This is a genomic window from Halomonas sp. A29 (genome assembly GCF_046723295.1).
In the GTDB taxonomy this organism is placed as follows: domain Bacteria; phylum Pseudomonadota; class Gammaproteobacteria; order Pseudomonadales; family Halomonadaceae; genus Halomonas.
The window spans coordinates 424787-443402 of sequence record NZ_JAXQPR010000003.1 but is presented as its reverse complement, the minus strand read 5'-3'; the positions used below and the strand labels follow the sequence as shown (position 1 = coordinate 443402).

The 18616-nt window shown below is 61.4% G+C and carries 7 protein-coding genes; 5 read left to right on the top strand and 2 right to left on the bottom strand.

Features of this window, described 5'->3' with window-relative positions:
• Window positions 1–62: 62 nt before the first annotated feature.
• Both thiI and SPH52_RS08045 read right to left on the bottom strand, forming a co-directional pair.
• On the bottom strand, window positions 63–1538 hold the full coding sequence (gene thiI, locus SPH52_RS08050; RefSeq protein ID WP_411794485.1) for a tRNA uracil 4-sulfurtransferase ThiI: 1476 nt from the start codon (window positions 1536–1538) through the stop codon (window positions 63–65).
• 132 nt (window positions 1539–1670) lie between these two features.
• A complete protein-coding gene (locus tag SPH52_RS08045; RefSeq protein WP_411794484.1) occupies window positions 1671–1955 on the bottom strand; it encodes a hypothetical protein in 285 nt (94 codons plus the stop codon).
• Window positions 1956–2423: 468 nt separating this feature from the next.
• Between SPH52_RS08045 and SPH52_RS08040 the strand changes: the two genes are divergently transcribed.
• The 5 genes from SPH52_RS08040 (at window position 2424) to SPH52_RS08020 (ending at window position 18485) form a co-directional block, all read left to right on the top strand.
• Complete coding sequence (locus SPH52_RS08040) at window positions 2424–4655, top strand: TolC family outer membrane protein (RefSeq protein WP_411794483.1); 2232 nt, start codon at window positions 2424–2426, stop codon at window positions 4653–4655.
• 112 nt (window positions 4656–4767) lie between these two features.
• Window positions 4768–6939 carry a type I secretion system permease/ATPase gene (locus SPH52_RS08035; RefSeq protein WP_411794482.1) on the top strand — a complete coding sequence of 724 codons (2172 nt, stop codon included), beginning with the start codon at window positions 4768–4770 and terminating at the stop codon, window positions 6937–6939.
• Window positions 6939–8381 (top strand): HlyD family type I secretion periplasmic adaptor subunit, encoded by a 1443-nt coding sequence (locus SPH52_RS08030; RefSeq protein ID WP_411794481.1) that lies wholly within the window; start codon window positions 6939–6941, stop codon window positions 8379–8381. The genes SPH52_RS08035 and SPH52_RS08030 overlap by 1 nt, the downstream gene beginning before the upstream one ends.
• On the top strand, window positions 8378–8992 hold the full coding sequence (locus SPH52_RS08025; protein ID WP_411794480.1) for a LuxR C-terminal-related transcriptional regulator: 615 nt from the start codon (window positions 8378–8380) through the stop codon (window positions 8990–8992). Before SPH52_RS08030 ends, SPH52_RS08025 begins: the two co-directional genes overlap by 4 nt.
• Window positions 8993–9200: 208 nt before the next feature.
• Window positions 9201–18485: a BapA/Bap/LapF family large adhesin gene (locus SPH52_RS08020; RefSeq protein ID WP_411794479.1), complete on the top strand. Its 9285-nt coding sequence runs from the start codon at window positions 9201–9203 to the stop codon at window positions 18483–18485.
• The last annotated feature ends 131 nt before the right edge of the window (window positions 18486–18616 follow it).

The window sequence follows — 18616 nt, the reverse complement described above, 5'->3', positions numbered from 1 at the left end:
AAAAAGAATTTGTAACAGACGCCGACCAACGGTTTGCTGGTGCAACGCGTAATACCTATTTCTTACCGGGCGCGATAGACCCCGAAGTGCCTCAATCCGCGATCATGCAGGTGCATGGCCTGCATTCGGCTCATTACACCCTGGGCGCAGTAGAGCAGGTAGCGACGGTCGTTGGGTAGGGCCTCGGCACGTGACTGCAGTTCGAAGAAGGGAATTTCCAGGCACTCCACCTGTTCGAGCCTGAGCGGAGCAGCCTCGCGTTCCGCCAGAGGGCGAATGTCGATCACGCTGATGTCGGATGCATTGGCGATGGCCAGCAGGTCGGTCACTACCTCCAGCTGCGGCTCACTGCAGGGCAGCGGTTCCAGTAGTCTGTCGGAGCGAGTCAGTACGGCCAGCTCCACGGCCGCGTCGAGCACGTTGAAGTCAAAATTCCTTTCGGCAGCGACGATCTTGTCGTGGCGCGCCTGGGTGTTGGGTCGCTGGGATACGGCGCCGCACACCTCCGGCATGCCTTCGGCGAATGGAGCGGTGCCGATCTGGCGGGCGGTATCGATGATCGTCTGCTTGTCCTCGGCAATCAGCGGGCGCAGGATCGGCACGTCGCTGGCCTCGTCGATGAGCACGAGGTTGGTCAGGCTCTGGCTCGAGACCTGGGCAATGGCATCACCTGTCACCAGCATGGGAATGTGCGTGCGTGATGCGATGCGGCTCGCTGCTCGCACCATCATGCGCTTGAGCACCACGCCGATGAGTCCATCGGGTATGCTGCGCTGCAGTTCCGCCACCACGCCCTCGAAAGGAACGGCGAAGAACTTCACCCGATGCGAGCGACCATAGGTCTCCCACAGGTGGGCCGAAACCTTGCGTACGGCGGCTTCATGGCCGGCGCCGCCGAGTTCGAAGAACAGGAAATGCGTCTTGATGCCGCGCCGCATCATCTTCCACGCTGCCACAGGCGAATCGTAGCCGCCCGAGATCAGTGCCAGGGCCTGCCCCTGCAGGCCCAGGGGGTAACCACCCAGCCCCGGCCAGCTCTGACGCACCAGGCGCAGGCGGTTATCGACTACGTCTACCCTCACATCCACATCTGGCGCCTTGAGCTGAACCCTCGAACCCGGCGCGGCATCGAGCAGTTCCGTGCCGAGGTGACGCTCGAGATCCTCCGAGGTGAAATCATGCTCGCCACGGCGCTTGACCGTGATGCGGAAGGTTCGTCCTGCGATCGCATCGCGCCAGACCGGCAGCAACCGTTCGGTGGTATCGGCAAAGGAGATGAAGGGGACCTCCTCCACGCACTGCACCTCGTGGATGCCGGGGATGTGGCACAACATTCGTGCCAATTGCCGATGCCATTCGGGGCTGGCATCAACGGGTACCTGCACGCTCAGGGCATCCCAGCCACCCTGAACGTGCACACCATCCCCTAGAGGGCCCAGCACGTTGCGGATGTTACCGACCAGGCAACGCGTCATCTGGCGGCGCACGGAGCGCGACTTGATGGTGATCTCTGGAAACAGCTTCAGCAGGTAATACATTGGCAAGTACTTGTAAAAGATTTGGAAAACAATTGCTTGCCATTATACCAGAGCAGCGGGCAGGCGTGTGCCGCGTTGGTGGTGAGGCCGGCTCGAGCGGGTGCCATGGGCGCCCGCCGGGCGTCAGAAGCATCAGTAGAGGGCCTGCTCCTCGCTGATGACTTCCTTCAACAGTTCCAGAAACAGCCTGTCGGCTTCCGAATGCTCTTGCGGATCCTCGGGTATGTGGACGCTGGTGGTGTCGGAAATTTCGTTGGCGATGCGTGCCTGGGCACCTTCCGAGTTGCCTTCGCCGTAGTGGCGGCGTGCGATCTCCAGGGAGCGCTCCAGGATCTGGGGCTCCTGGAGCAGTTTCTTGATGAAACCGCGCAGCTCATTGATAACGCGCGTTTTCTGGATTTCGGACGAGGTAGACATGACGTCTCTCCTTGTGCTGATGGCTCATGTCGGTCATGAGGCTGACGATAGCATGTTTGGCGGTTGCCTGGAGAGCGTACTCGTTTGCTGGGGGCGTGGTCCTGATGGGCCTGGCACACTACCGGGCTCATCATAATTAATGTCATGCCAAAGGTTGAAAAACGGTGACGAGAAACTATTGGACTTTTCTGCTGCCTCGGTTACGCTAGCTTACAATTATGTAACAACTATGCCTGACGGCTTCCCATGCATAAAGAAGTAACTCCAGACGCTCCAAAACAGAGTTGTAGAGTTACATTATTGTTACACGAAGCGATGTCGGTCGGGCAATAAGGTTTCCAAGGGAATCGGGAAAGGATGCACCATCCGGGTCACCCCGGGTGAGCCCCGTAATAACAAGAACATATCTTCACAACTCTACGGATTGCCTGTGCAGACGGGGCGTCCGAATCATGAAAGGGAACACCCATGACAAATGCGATCGACCTCTCTCGTGCCCATCGGCTGGCCAAGGCCATGATGGTAGGCTCATCTCTTGCGCTTCTCCCCGTGGCCGCCGCGGTGGCACAGACACTGCCGCCAGGTCTGGCAGCGCCTGGTTCTGCAGACATCCAGCAGGTAGTGCGTCAAGCGCTTACCACCAACCCTGAGGTCAAGGCTGCGTTGAATGGCCTGAACGCCGCCGGACATGACACCGGCGTTGCTCGTGGCAACTACCTGCCGAGCATAGATCTGGCTGCCGGCATCGGTCGCGAGGAGAGGGAAGGTGACGGGCGCGGCAGCTACGATACCGACTTCGCCGAGCTGCGCCTGACCCAGATGATCTATGACGGCTTTGCCACTCGCAGCGAGGTCGAGCGTCTCGATCGTGCCGAGCTGGTGCGCTACTACGAACTGCTGGGTGCCAGCGAGAACGTGGCACTCGAAGCGACACGTGCCTACCTCGATGTCAGCCGCTATCGTGAGCTGGTACGCCTGGCCCAGAGCAACTACGCCGATCACCTGCGCGTGTTCAACCAGATCGAGGAGCGCGTGCGTTCCGGGGCCGGGCGCGGAGTCGATCTCGAGCAGATCAGCGGCCGACTGGCCCTGGCTGAATCGAACCTGATGACCGAAGCCTCCAATCTGCACGACGTCACGGCACGCTACCAGCGTATCGTCGGCGGCCTGCCGGCCGAGAATCTGGCTCCGGCACCGCAGCTCGACAATCGTCTGCCACCCTCGGTGGCCGAGGCAGTCAACCTGGCGTTCCAGGGCAACCCCGATTTCCATGCCGCCATCGAGAACATCGAAGCGGCCAGAGCGGAGCAGACAGGCACCAAGGCTGGATTCCAGCCGCGCCTGGATCTGCGCGGTCGTACAGGCACCAACAACAACGAAAGCGGCTACGATGGCTTTGGTCGTCGCGATCGCCACAGCATCGAGCTGGTCGCCAGCATGAACCTGTATCGTGGCGGCAGCGACCTGGCTTCGTTCCGGGCGGCCAGCGATCGCGTCGAACAGGCGATCGATCAGCGCGACCTGGCCTGCACCAACGTGCGCCAAACCACTCAGATCGCCTTCAACGACACCCAGCGCCTGCGCGAGCAGATTCGCTATCTCAACGATCACCGCCAGTCGATCGACCGCGTTCGTGGTGCCTACCAGCAGCAGTTCGACATCGGTCAGCGCACCCTGCTCGACGTTCTCGACAGCGAGAACGAATACTTCGAGGCAAGCAGGGCGTACACCAATGCCGAGTACGACATCGCCCTCGCCGACGCCCGTACCCTTGCTGCCATGGGCCAACTGATGCAGGCCCTGGGCGTGATGCGCGACGACATGCCGACCCTGGCCGAGCTGGGCAGCGACGGTGTGGCACTCGACCCCAGTATTCTCTGCCCGGTCGAAGGTCCCAGCGGCTACACGCTTGCCGACTTCACTCGTGGCATCAGTGCGCCGGCACCGACACGCGCCCCTGACATCACGCTTTCTGCCGATGCCCTGTTCGCCGTCAACAGTGCCGAGCTGGGTGCCGATGCGCGTCAGGAACTCGCCGAGCTGGCGGGCCAGATCCGTAATCGTTCCGACCTGGCACGGGTCTTCATCGCCGGCCATGCCGACAGCACGGGTAGCGATGCCATCAACGATCCGCTCTCCCAGCGGCGCGCCGACAGCGTGGCGGACTACCTGGCCAGCCAGGGTGTCGACCGCGGCCTGATCCAGACCCGCGGCTACGGCTCGCGGCAGCCGGTGGCCACCAACGATACGGTGGAAGGACGTCGTCAGAATCGTCGTGTCGAAGTCACCCTCGAGCGCGTTGGGGAAAACCTCAACCTGAGCGCGGTGCAGGAGTGGCCCGGTGAGACGAGCCAGGCAACTGCTTTCATGGTGCAACCGGGCATTGCCGCAGCCTGGGGTGAAACCCAGCCCGTGGCCAGCGTCTATGGCGAGTTGGAAATGGTTGCGCAGCCCGAGCATCAGCTGACAGCTGTCGAGCAGGGTGCCTACCTGCAGGTGGTGGCGCTGCGCAGCTCCGAGCGTGCACAGAGTGTCGGTCATCAGCTCAGTGACACCTTTGCGCAGCCGATGCGGCTGGTCAGCACTGCCGATCTGCATCGAGTGCAGCTTGGCCCCATCGGCGACCCTGGCGAACTGGCGGCCCTGCGGGCCGAACTGAAGCGTCTCGGCTACGCCGACAGCTACGTCGTACAAGGCTGAACGACCTGGGGTAAAGGCTGTCTGTGTCGAGTTCGCTTGACACAGACAGCGATCGTTGTATAAGTACCACCCCGTCCGGCAGTGCCGGACGGGCCTCATACCCGAGGTCCACGTGACACAGCAAGAAGTATTGGATTCCTCACTGAATGCAACCCGCTCCGCAGTTCGCGACGAACTGCTCGAGTGCCTGCAAACCATTGCCCTTGCCCATGACCATGCAGTAACGCCGGATTCATTGACTGCGGGCCTGCCATTGGAAGAGGGGCGCCTCACCCCTGGTGTCTTTCCTCGCGCGGCTGCTCGGGCCGGCATGACGGCACGCATCGTCAAGAGCCGCTTGGTACAGCTCAATCCGGCGCTGTTCCCCGCCTTGTTACTGCTTGAACCAGGACGTGCCTGCGTGCTCGTGGCATTGGACCTCAAGGCGCGCCGCGCCAAGGTGGTCTTCCCTGAACTCGGCGATGCCGTTACCGAGGTCGAGCTCGACGGGCTGGCCGAGAGTTACAGCGGCCAGGCCATCTACGTACGCCCGCGCTTCCGCTTCGATGCGCGCGGCCCCGAGGTTGGCAAGCAGCGTGCCCGCCACTGGTTCTGGAGTGTCATACGTGAGAACCGACGGCTCTACCGCGATGTGATCGCCGGTTCCGTCATCATCAACCTGTTTGCAGTGGCCATGCCGCTGTTCGTACTGAACGTCTATGACCGTGTGGTACCCAACCACGCCACCGAGACGCTGTGGGTGCTGGCTGCCGGCATCTTCATCGTGCTCTGTTTCGATCTGGCGTTGCGCATGATGCGCAGCGCCTTCGTCGATCTGGCCGCGAGCCGGGCCGACGTCAAGCTGTCATCAAGGATCATGGCCCAGGTGCTGGGCCTGCGCATGGAGGCCCGGCCGGCCTCGACCGGATCGTTTGCCTCGACCCTGCAATCCTTCGAATCGGTACGCTCGTTCATTGGCTCGGCCACGGTGGTGGCGCTGGTGGACCTGCCTTTCGTCCTGTTCTTCGCTGCTATCATCGCGCTGATCGGTGCGCCGCTGGCGCTGCCCGTGCTGGCCGGCATCGTCATCGTGCTGCTCTATGCCATGGCGGCCCAGGGCAAGCTGCACGAACTCTCCGAGACCACCTGGCGCGTCAGTGCCCAGCGCAATGCCACGCTGGTTGAATCGCTGTCGCATCTGGAGACGGTCAAGACCCTGCGTGCCGAGAGCCGCCTCCAAGGAAGCTGGGAAAAGGCCACGGCCTTCCTGTCGCGCACCTCGGCGCAGCTACGCCTGGTCAGCACCTCGGTTTCCAACGTGGCGATGTGGGCCCAGCATACCGTCGCGGTATGCGTGATTCTGATCGGCGTCTACCTGATCATCGACGGCAACCTTACCCAAGGCGGGCTGATTGCCGCCTACATGCTGTCGTCCCGCGCCATGGCACCCGTGAGCCAGGCTGCAGCACTGCTGGCCCAGTACCATCAATCGGCCACCGCCTTGAAGTCTCTCAACGATGTCATGCAGCGTCCCGTGGAACGCCCCGAGGGCAAGTCGTTCATCTCCCGGCCGGTCATTGGTGGTGAACTTCGCTTCGACAAGGCCTCGTTGCGCTACCCGGACGAGGAGCGCGATGCACTGCGCGACATCTCGCTCAAGATAGAGCCCGGCGAGAAAGTGGCTCTGCTCGGTCGCGTCGGTTGCGGCAAGACCTCGCTCAACAAGCTCTTGCTGGGTTTGTATGCCCCCACGGCGGGCTCGGTGATGATCGATGGTGTCGATCTGCGCCAGTTCGATCCCGTCGAGCTGCGACGTCACATCGGCTACGTGCCGCAGGACGTCAGCCTGTTCTTCGGTTCACTGCGCGACAACATCGTGGCCGGTGCCGGTAGTGATGGCGTCGACGACGAGGCGCTGCTGCGTGCGATCAGGCTCAGCGGCCTGGAAAGCCTGGTCAACGGCCATCCCCACGGTGTCGAGCTGCAGGTGGGCGAGCGCGGCCAGATGCTCTCGGGCGGTCAGCGCCAAGCCGTGGCCATCGCGCGGGCGCTGGTTCACGATCCGCGGATCCTGTTGCTCGATGAGCCCACCAGCGCCATGGACCACGCCAGCGAAGAGGCCTTCAAGGTCAATCTCAAGCAGTACGGAGAGGGCAAGACACTGGTCGTGGTGACTCATCGTACATCGCTGCTGTCGCTGGTCGATCGCATCATCGTCATCGACGCCGGCAAGGTCGTTGCCGACGGTCCGCGCGACAAGGTCGTGGAGGCCCTGCGTAAGGGACAGATCGGGAGGGCAAGCTGATGACCGTCATGTCTCCCAAGGCAAAGGGCAAGAGTGCCGAGCAGCAAGGGTTCGAGGCGATCGGGCGTTTCACCGACGTGGGTGGCAAGCCGTTTCGTCCTTTCATGGATCGCTTGTTCTCCAAGCGGGTCACCGCCTCCCACCTCAATCGTGACTGGGCTAGCGACGCCGACTGGGCGCGCATGCAGCAGGACCCGATCCGGGCACGGCTTTTCCTGTATACCGTGCTGCTTGCCTTCGCCGCGCTGATTGCATGGGCCTATTTTGCCTCGATCGACGAGGTCACGCGCGGTACCGGCCGAGTGATTCCCTCCAGTCAGCTGCAGAAAGTGCAGTCCTTCGACGGCGGCGTGGTGCAGCAGATCCTGATACGGGAAGGGGAACTGGTCGAGGCGGGGCAGGTGCTCATGCGCATCGACCCCACTCGCTTCGTCGCCAATTTCCGTGAGAACCGTGCCCAGGCATTGGCCCTTCGCGCCCGTGCCGAGCGGCTGCGCGCCCTGGCAACCGATACGCCCTTCAATCCTGACGACGAGTTGCGCAACGAAATCCCCGAGATCGTCGCCCAGGAGCGTGAAGTCTATGAGAGCCGCCGTGAGGAACTGCGCGAGCAGGAGAGCATCCTGCGCGACCGTATCCGTCAGCGCGAAGAGGAGCTCAACGAGGCCAAGGCCCGGCGCGACACTGCCCAGCGCGAGGCCAGCATGGCCAGCCAGGAGTTGAACCTGACTCGGCCGCTGTTGGCCTCGGGGGCAGTTTCGGAAGTCGATATCCTGCGTCTCGAGCGCGAGGTTTCCCGCGCCACGGGCGAGCGCAACCAGGCGGCGGCTTCCGTCGCTCGACTTGAGGCTGCAGTGGAAGAGGCGCGTACCCAACTACGCGAGATCGGCGCCGAGCGACGCAGCAGCTGGCGCAACGACCTGGCTCAGACCACCGGCGACCTCGGTGCTCTCGTTGAGTCCAGTGCCGGCCTGGAGGATCGGGTGCGTCTCGCCGAGGTTCGCTCGCCGGTACACGGCATCGTGCAGCGCCTGGGAATCAATACCCTTGGCGGTGTCGTGCAGCCGGGGCAGGAAGTGGTGGACATCATCCCCAGCGACGACCAACTGCTGGTCGAAGCGCGCGTCGCCCCGCAGGACATCGCTTTCCTGCGCCCGGGTCAGCCGGCCACCATCAAGCTGACTGCCTACGACTTCGCCATCTATGGTGGACTCGGGGCCGAGCTGGACCATATCAGTGCCGATACCATTACCGATGACAATGACAACACCTTCTACCTGGTGCGTGTAAGAACGCTCGAAGGGGAAAACCTGGGTAGCGACATCCAGGTCATACCCGGCATGACGGCCCAGGTCGACATCATGACCGGCAAGCGCACCGTGATGCAGTATTTGCTCAAACCCGTACTGCGGGCGTGGAGCGACTCCATGGGGGAACGATGATGGCAGTCCTGTTCGTTAGTCAGAGGCGCGCAGAGATTCCGCGGTTGCACAGCGCCTTTCCCGATGTCAGGAGAATCAATTCTGACCAGGCACGTGTCATGGTGGTGAGTGGCGATCGTGTCTGGCTGATGACGGATCACCCGAATTGGTCGGTGTTGTCAGCGGCGCTGGCTGCCCAAGGCGCTATCATCGTCGTCATGTCACTGGTACCGAGCGAAGCGGAAGCCCTCAAGGCGCTACAGGCCGGGGCGCGTGGCTATGTCCATGCGCTCTCACCAGCCGAACTGCTGGGGCAGGTCGCTCTGGTCACCGCTAACCAGGGCATCTGGGTGCCGGCCGAGTTGCTCAGCAAGGTGGTCGGAGCTGCATTCGTCACCTTGGGAGGGCGCGGAAGTCTGCCACAGGAGAGTCTGACCGCACTGACGGAGCGTGAGCGTGCCGTAGCATTGGCCGTAGCGGAAGGGCGCAGCAACAAGGAGGTTGCCCGCCAGCTCGATATCACCGAGCGTACGGTCAAGGCGCATCTCGGCGCGGTATTCCGCAAGCTCGGCGTACGCGATCGCATGCAACTGGTGCTCAGGCTTTCCAGGCAGGACGAGAACGTCGCCTGATTCATAATTTTTTTATAAAAGAACGGCTTATCGAGAAATTGATAAGCCGTTCTGTTGTTTTTGGCGTTACCTGTTTTACTCACTGTCCATCGGTCCAATATTCATGTTTCTGTGTGTAACCTAATGTGTGTCGTCATGAGTGGAAGTAACGACTCTACCCCTTGGAACGCATAACCGAAAAAAACACAGACGAAACAGGGAGCATGTCATGGCCATTGCCACAGTTATCTCGATTACCGGTCAAGCCTGGGCGCGCGACGCTGAAGGCAACCTGCGCGAACTGCGCGTGGGCGATACCCTCCAGGAAGGTGAGGTGCTGGTCACTTCCGACGCAGGAAGTGCTCAGCTCGACTTCGGCGACGGGCTGGATCCGGCCCTGGTCGAGGGTGGCGAACAAGTGGTCATGACTCCCGAGCTCGACGCCGATGAGGCGGTAGATGTTTCTGAATTCGCCGCTCTGGATGAAGACCTCGATGCTCTGCTGGCGGCATTGGACGACGACAGCATCGACCTGCTCGACGTACTCGATGCCACCGCTGCCGGTGCCGGCCCCGGTGGCGCCGCCGATGGTGGCCATAGCTTCGTGCGCCTGGCGCGCATCGCGGAGGACGTCAACCCACTGGCGTTCGAGTATGGCCTGGGGCAGGCCAACGAACTTCCCGAGATCGAAGGGGCTGCGTTCCTGACGGCGGAAGCCGTAGAGGAGATCGCACCCACTGCCGGCAGCCTGGATGTCGGCCTCTCCGATGCTCTGGTCGCCGCGTCGGGCTCTGTCATCAGCGGCACGTTGCCGTTCTCCTTCGGTAACGGGGAAAATGGCAGCGTCACCTTCGCCGACATGCATGGCGTCGAAGCCCAGGTCGGTCAGGAAAGCATCGTCTATAGCTGGGATGCCTCCACCAATACGCTCACCGCTTTTTCACCAGCCCGTGGGCTCAATATCTTCACTATTGAGGTCAACCCTTCCACCGGAGCGTTCACTCTCACTCAAGTGAACAATCTCCTGCATGAAGAAGGCATGGACGAGGCGCTTGCCAGCCTGATCTATACCGTGACCAGCTCGAGCGGCACGGCAACCGGCACGCTGAATATCACGATTCTGGACGATAGCCCGAGCGTGGAGGTCGGCAGCGTCGATCTTGGCCAGATCGTCTTGACAGTCTTTGACAGTGAGACCGTCGATGGTACCTCCACTGCGACAGGCAGCGTAGCCGCAGCCTTCGAATCCGCTATCAGCGTCAATTACGGCGCCGACGGTGCGGGCAGCGTCGTCGTCGATGGCTACGCCCTGAGCCTGGGCAACGTAGAGCACGGCCTGACCAGCGGCGGCATGCCGATTGTCTTCAGTCTCGAAGACGGCGTTGTCATTGGTCGCGCTGGTGAAGCTCATGTGCTGCGCATCGAGATCGATGCCGCCAGCGGTGAGGTCACCGTGACCCAGTCCGGCCCGGTGGATCATTCCGAGCAGGGGGTCGACAGCCTCCAACTGCCGGCGGGCCTGGTGGGCGTGAGCGCCACCGTCACCGTGACCGACGCCGACGGCGATACCGCCACCGACACCCTGACCGCCGACCTGAGCGGCAGCATCAGCATCGTCGACGACATGCCGGCCATTGAAACGGATCCCGCCGAACTGGCCGAGCTGGTAGTCGATGAAAGTGCCTTTGGCGAATCGGTGACCGTCGACTTCTCCGGCGCGTTCAAGGTGGCTTTCGGCGCCGACGGCGAAGGTAGTGTCAGCTACAGCCTGAGCGTCGAGGGTAGTGGCGCCACCGGCCTCATGACGACCGACGGCGGCCAGGCCATTACCCTGGTCGAAGCAGACGGCATGATCATCGGCCAGGCTGCCGACGGTCGGGCGGCCTTTACCATCAGCGTCAATGCCGCTACCGGTGAAGTGACCCTGACTCAGCATCTGGCCCTGTCTCACCCGGACGGCACCAACCCGGCCGACGTGCTGGGCCTGGCGGGTAGCGGCCTCACGCTCAACGCCACGGTCATCGACGGCGACGGCGACACCGTCAGCGCCGGTATCGACCTGGGCAGCCAGCTCAGCTTCGTCGACGACGGCCCGCAGGCCAACAACGACCTGGCTCTTGTCCAGTTGGGCCGTTTCGAGAAGTCCGGCAACGTCATGGCCAATGACGACCAAGGTGCGGATGGCGCCGAAGTCACTCACGTTCAGTTCGGCAACGAGATTGTCGAGCTGGTCGATGGCAAGGCCACCATTCAAGGTATCCATGGTGAACTGACCATTTACTCCAATGGCGACTATACCTACGTCCGCGGCGATACCCCGAACCACCAGGGCCTGTTCCTGGACAAGTTCACCTACACCCTGACCGATGGCGATGGTGACACCGACACGGCCACGCTGAGCGTGAAAGGCTTCGATTCGCCAGTCGGCATCATCAACCTGCCCGTGTTCGGCCAGGGCGCGCACCTGGTCGTCAACGAAGCGCACCTGTCGAACGGCACCAGCCCCAACGAAGGTGCCCTGACCCAGGGTGGCAGCTTCCTGGTCAGCGCGGTGGATGGCCTGTCCCAGTTGACCATTGCCATCGGTGAAGGCGACGACCAACTGACGCTGATCGTGACGCGCAACCCGGACGGCAGCTTCAACTACGACGGCGCCTCCATCGACGTGCCGAACGGCTACAAGCTCGAGGTCACTGGCATCACGCAACTGCCGCTGGGCGGCTATCGCGTCAACTACGAGTACACCCTGCAGGGCAACAAGGCCCATACGGGCAGCGAAGACGACGCCTTGATTCGCGACTTCACCATTACGGTCACGGATCGTGATGGCGACACGGCAAGCAGTAGCCTCAAGGTCAAGGTCATCGACGATGCGCCGGAAGCCGACCTGGGTGGTGCACGCGTTGCGATCGAAGGTGGCGAGGCCGTCACCGGCAGTTGGAGCACCAAGGCAGGCGCCGATACAGATGGTGCGCAGCAGCTTATCTCCATCAATGGCGGGGCGGAGCAAGCGCTACAGTTCGAGTACGCTTATGAGCTGGCTGAGGGCACGCTGACCTTCCATGAAAACGGCACCTGGACCTTCGTGCCGGGCACCAACCTGAACCACAACATGAAGCAGTCCATCAGCTTCGAGCTGATCAAGGTCGATGGCGATGGCGACCGCGCCAGTGACACCCACCGCATCAAGATCAAAGACGGTGAAGGGCCGACACCGGGTGGCGAAGATGGTGTGGGTAGCAGCGTAGAGTTGGTTGTCGACGAGCGCGGCCTGCGTGAAGGTGGTGATGTCGAGCAAACTACTGCCGAATCCGAGCTCACCTTCACCGCGGGCAGCGACAATATCGTGGACTTCGCCTTCGTCAACCCGGGCGCCATCAGCGTGGTCGGCCTTGAGGAAGGTGTCGAGCTGGTTTGGGAAATCAACGAAGCGGGCGAACTGATTGGCAAACTGAATGACGAGCCGGTGCTCAAGCTGACCCTGAGCGGCGGCGAAATCGTCGCGGGTGACAGCGGTACGGTGACCGTTAACGTCGAGCTGATCGGCAATCTGCCACATCACGTCAGTGTCGATGAGCTGACCATCACTGGCGTTCAGGTCGTGGCACGCGACAGCGATGGCGACGTCTCCGCACCGGGCAGCGTCAGCGTGCGGGTCGACGACGACCTGCCGAGCGTCGAGAGTACCAATCCCTCCGGTCATGAAGTCGTCATCACCAACATGGACAGCCTTGCCGGCTATAACAACAGCTTCGGCTACTACATCAAGGACGAGAACGGCAATCCGACGAACGGCATGGTCATCTGGTCGAACGTCAAGCAGGACAAGGGTGCCAGCTATGTCCTGGAAGGCTATGCGCCGGGCGAGGTCGGCTACTTCATCATCCCGAACGGGGCGAACCTGAACCCCGGCCTCGGGAATGAAACCGCCATCGAGTTCATCCAGGTCGAGAACCCGGATGGCATCCTGGTCTGGGTGGCGGTGCCGGTGGGCAGCAGCGATCCCTTGACGGGGCAGAATCCCAAGGCGCCCGTGCTCTTCAACGATGCATCGCTCAATCCTGGCGGCACTTCTCACGTCGAGAACAACGCCCAGGATGGCGATCTCAACTGGGAAGACGTCTACGGCCCTGGCAGCGATAACGACTTCAACGACGTCAACATCCGGGTGGAGTGGAAACCCGCCAACCTGACCGTGGATGAGTCGAAGCTCGACGTTACGGCAGAGTTCGACTTCTCCGGCTATTTCAGCGCCGAGTATGGTGCCGATGGTCTGCAGACCCGTGGCTACAGCCTGAGCGTGTCCGAGGATGGGGCCGACTCGGGCCTCGTCGACACCCAGACGGGGCAAGCCGTACTGGTCAAGGTGGAAGGTGGCAGCGTCATCGGCTATGTCGAGGTCAACGGCGCCCATGTGCCGGTCTTCACCCTGACCGTTGATGGCAACGGTGTGGTCACACTCGACCAGCTTCGTGCCATTGCGCATCAGGGCGTGGGTCAGACCGGGGCGAGCGATGCCGCCAATATCCTCGCCAACGTCATCTCCCTGACCAAGACCGTGACCGACAGCGACGGCGATGTGGCCAAGGCCTCGATCGACATCGGCAAGGTCATCTACTTCCTCGATGACGGCCCGACAGCCGTTGATAACGAAGCCAGCCTTGGTGCCGGTGAGTTCGAGCTCGAGCAAGGCAACGTTCTTGCCAACGACCAGTTGGGTGCCGACGGTGGCACGGTCACCGCAGTCAATGGCATCAATGTACCCGCCGAAGGGACGGTCGAAATCCCCGGCCAGTATGGGGTGTTGACCATCGCGGCCGATGGTACCTACACCTACGTACGCAACGCAGGTACGCCGGGCGGGGTGAGCGATAGCTTCACCTACACCCTGACCGATGGTGATGGTGACAGCGACACCGCCGTCCTGACCATTACCATTGGCGATGCGCCGGTCACCATCGACAACCCGACAGGCGCCGAGGGCCACCACGTCGTGGTCAACGAAGCCTGGCTGGAAGGTGGTACCGCTGCTGGCCAGGGTGAACTCACCCAGACTGGCAGCTTCACCATCAATGCTCCGGATGGCGTGAAGACGCTGACCGTGGGCGGCCAAGCCATCGTCCAGAATGGCCAGATCGTCGCAGAGTTGCCGACCATCACAACGCCGGGCGGTAACGTCTTGCAGATCACCGGCTATAACCCGGCCACTGGCGAGGTCAGCTACAGCTATACCCTCAACAACGCCAAGACCCACGGCGAAGGCGAGGATGATCTCGAGCAGAGCTTTGCCATCCACGTGGAGGACCTGGACGGCAGCGTGGCCAACGGCGAGCTGTCGGTGCAGGTTCTCGACGATGCTCCGATTGCCGAAGACGACAGTAACAGCGTGGCGGCAGGCGAGTTCACGCTGGTCGAAGACGGCAACTTGCTGACCAACGACAAGCAGGGAGCCGACGGCGCTCGGGTCACCGAAGTCAACGGAATTCCTGTGCCTGCCGAGGGTACGGTCGAGATCGTCGGCGATCACGGTGTGCTGACAGTAGCGGCCGATGGCAGCTATAGCTACGTACGCAACGCCGGCACGCCGGGCGGGGTGAGCGACAGCTTCACCTACACCCTGACCGATGGCGACGGCGACAGCGATACCGCAACGTTGACTATCGACATCGGCGATTCTCCGGTCGATATCGACAATGGCAAGCCCGCCGGCCAGGATGCGCACCTGATCTTCAACGAAGCCTATCTGCCAGGTGGGACACAGCAGGGTGATGGCCCGCTGGTACAGAACGGCAGCTTCACCATCAGCGCTCCAGATGGCGTACTCAACCTGAGCGTCGGCGGTCAGTTCATCGTCAAGGATGGAGTCGACCAGGCGCTACCGACCATCGTGACCGAGGGTGGTAACACTCTGGCGATCACTGGTTATACAGCCAATGGCAACGGCACCTACACCATCAACTACGAGTACACGCTCAACGCCAACAAGGACCACGAACAGCCGACGAACGACGAGTCGCTGACCCAGTCCTTCGAGATCGTGCTCGTCGATACCGACGGTGATACCGCCAACAGCAACCTGCTGATCAAGATCCTGGATGATGCGCCTGAGTTCGGAACACCGGAGGACGCATCACTCGGCCTGGACAGCGGTAGCTCAGCGACTGGTGACCTGGACCTCACCATTGGTGCGGATGCCGATGGTGCCCACATCTCCCAAGCCAACCTGCTGGTGGACGACCAAGGCTATATCCTGGTTCGCTACGAAGAGAATGGGGTGGACAAAACCGCCTATCTGACCTCGGGTGGCCAGAAGCTGGTTTACGTCTTCGACGCCGAGAGCCAGCAGCTCGTCGCCTACAAGGAAGGTGAAGACGCCAGCAATCCGGTCCTCACCATCGACTTGAGCGTCGGCAGCAATCAGTACGTCGTCAACGTGCTGCAGCCGCTCGATCCGGTGGCGGTATCGTTCACCACGGAAACCGTTGGTAACCAAGGTGGTGGCATCGATGGTGAGCTGGTCATCAGCAACCCGAACCTTTCCGTCCAGTTCACAGGTATGGGTGGGGCGGTCAATTATTCGACCAATGGTATCGGTGTAGGCAACAACCTGATTGGGGCCGGTCAGACCCTGATCGCCCAGTTCGACCAGACGTTGACATCGTTGTCCTTCGAAATGGGCAATACAGGAGCGTTGAGCTGGGAGGTCTTCAGCAATGGTGAGTCAATAGGCACTGGTAACGGGACGACAGCTTCCTTCCCGGGAGGCTTCGATGAAATTCGCTTCTATGGAAGTTCTGGCGGTGGTCAGTACAACGTCAATAACTTCAAAGGGGTATTCCTGGATGCCGAGCTTGGTTTCACGCTGCCGGTGGAAGTCGTTGCCGTCGATGGTGACGGCGATACCACCGACGCTTCGTTCAATATAGGCTTCGAGCCCGGTGGTGCCGTGGATCTCCCCGAGCTGCCCACGATCCTGGGTCTGACCGCTAGCGATGTGACGGTCAACGAAAAGTATCTGGAAGGTGGCACGGCCGAGGGTGAAGGAGAAGCCGCCGATAGCGGTAGCTTCAAGCTCTCCGCTCCGGAAGGGTTCGGCGCACTGCTGATCGCCGGAACCAAGGTTTCGGGCGATGGCGAGCAGCAGGGCGACAAGGTCAAGCTGAGCGCAGGCGACCTCGAGTCGCTGGCGGGCGGCAATGTCATCGTGATCGGGACGCCGGAAGGCAACACCCTGACCCTGACTGGCTACGATACCGGAACGAATGAGGTGAGCTATAGCTTCGAGCTGGGCGGCGCCATCGAGCACGCCACTGGCGAAGGGCGCAACGAGCTGACGAAAGAAGGTATCCAGGTCGAACTGGTGGATGGGCTCGGCAACATTGCCTACGGCACCATCGATGTGGTGATCGTCGACGACGTGCCGGAGAGCTTTACCAACGTCCAGGCAATCCAGGTGCCCGTCAGTGAACTCGAAGTGGGCGCGCTGAATGCTGGCTGGGACAACGTGAAGGGAACCTCCGGTTCAGGAAACATCACGACCAGCAGCAATGCCAGCGGCATTGCAATTCAGTGGGGCGGCAGCAGCGGCTCCGGCTATCAATTCGTCTACGCCGATGGCCTCACTGGCTCCGCAGGAGTCGCCACCGATTCATTGTTCTCGCTGGGCACGTTCACCCATAACAACTTCGTGATCAGCAGTGGCCAGAAGACGCTGGATACGGCTGAACTCGAAGTGACTTTCAAGGTCATGATCGACGGTGTGCTGACCGAGGTCACCACCACGATCCAGCTCAAGCATGAGGAGACGCCCAACAACAAGACGCCGGCCACTCACCCGGATAACGACGATATCATCAAGATCGTCAATCCCGACCAGGAGGTGACGATCCAGGTGGGCGATCGTGAGTACGTACTCAAGATCAAGGGCTTCCTGGATACCAATGGCAACCTCGTCGATACGGTCTATACCACCGAAACGCAGGCGACATCGTTCGAACTCTTTGCCGAGATCGCTTCGACCGATGACCTGCCCAGCGTGGAAGGCAAGGTCGAGGCAGACTGGGGTGCCGATGGCGCGGCAGAGGAAGACAGCCTGCTGTGGGCCGATGGCCAGGGCGGTACGCTTGCCAGCGGCACGGTGGAAGGTCAGTTCGGCACGCTGACCGTGAATGCGGACGGCAGCTACACCTACGTGGTCAGCCGCAGCGCGCGTGACGGCATGAAGGCAGGCGAATCCTACCAGGATGAGTTCACCTACTACCTCACCGATGCCGATGGTGACAGGGTGGAATCGAAACTGACCATCAATCTGGCAGGTGTGCCAAACGGTATCGTTGCTAGCGACAACGTGGCGATTGCCGACGTCTCGCTGATCGACATCACGCCGGCTCCGATTCAGAGCCAAGTCATGGGCAACAAGACCTCGCATCACACTACCAACGGCTCGCGCACCGATAACTACAGCGAGACCTTTACGGTCGGGGAAGGCGGTACCGGCCAGTTCAGCTTCAATGCCGGCTTCTCGACACCGGGGAACTCCAACGCTTCCTTGACCTGGAGCCTGTGGCAGAAGAACGATAGTGGGCAGTGGGTGAAGCTGCCGGATATTGGTGGTGCGGCAAGCAGTGGTATCAACGTTGTCAATGGACTGGAGGCTGGGGAGTACCGGGTCGATTTCAGTGCGACGACGAGTGGTCGTTCGGGGAATATTTTCAACTATACCTACTCGAGCGTGACGATCAGCAGTGTCAACCTGACCGTTCAGCCCGATAGCTATCAAGAGACCCAGATCACCGCGGTTGAAGGCAACGTGCTGACCGATCCGGGCATCGATGGCAGCACCGATATCCCGGGCTCCAGCGGCACGCTGCTCAAGGCGCTGGTGGGCAGTGACTATCTCGATGCCACAGAAGGCGGCCTCGTCATTGCCGGTCAGTACGGAACCTTCACCCTGTACGCCAACGGTGACTACCGCTACGAGCCGGATGCTGACGTGGCCAATGTCGGCAAGATCGACAGCCTGTCCTACCAACTGGTGCATCCGTCCGGTGCGACTGCCGAGGCGTCTCTCCAGGTGGGCATTACCGGGCCTGGCGTAGACAGCTTCGTCTGGGGCACCGGAGGTGACGACACCCTCACCGGCGGTGACGGCAATGATGTCATTGTCGGTGGTGCTGGCGACGACATCCTGGTGGGTGGCCTCGGCGCAGACACCTTCGTCTGGAATCTTGGCGACCAAGGGGTAGCAGGGAGTGCCGCGATCGATACGGTCAAGGACTTCTCGCTTGCCGAAGGCGACCGTCTGGATCTGAGCGACCTCCTCAGCGACAACAGTGGCCCCGAGCACCTGCGCTTCGAAGCCGAAGAGGGCGGTAGTACTACGCTCTACATCAGCACCAGCGGTGGGTTCGGTAGCGAAGACGGTTTCAGCCGCGATCTTGCCGATCAGGTCATCGTACTGGAGAACTTCAGTGGAGATCTCGAGGCGCTGAAGTCGAGCCTCAACATCGATTGATCCCAATCTGAGGGAAGCGCCCGGCCTTGTTCAAGGCCGGGCGTTTTTTATTGATAATCACTCACGTCTTATTTATTGACCGACCTCATCTTTTTTGCTCACCCTGTACCTCAGTCCAATATCGCGCCGTA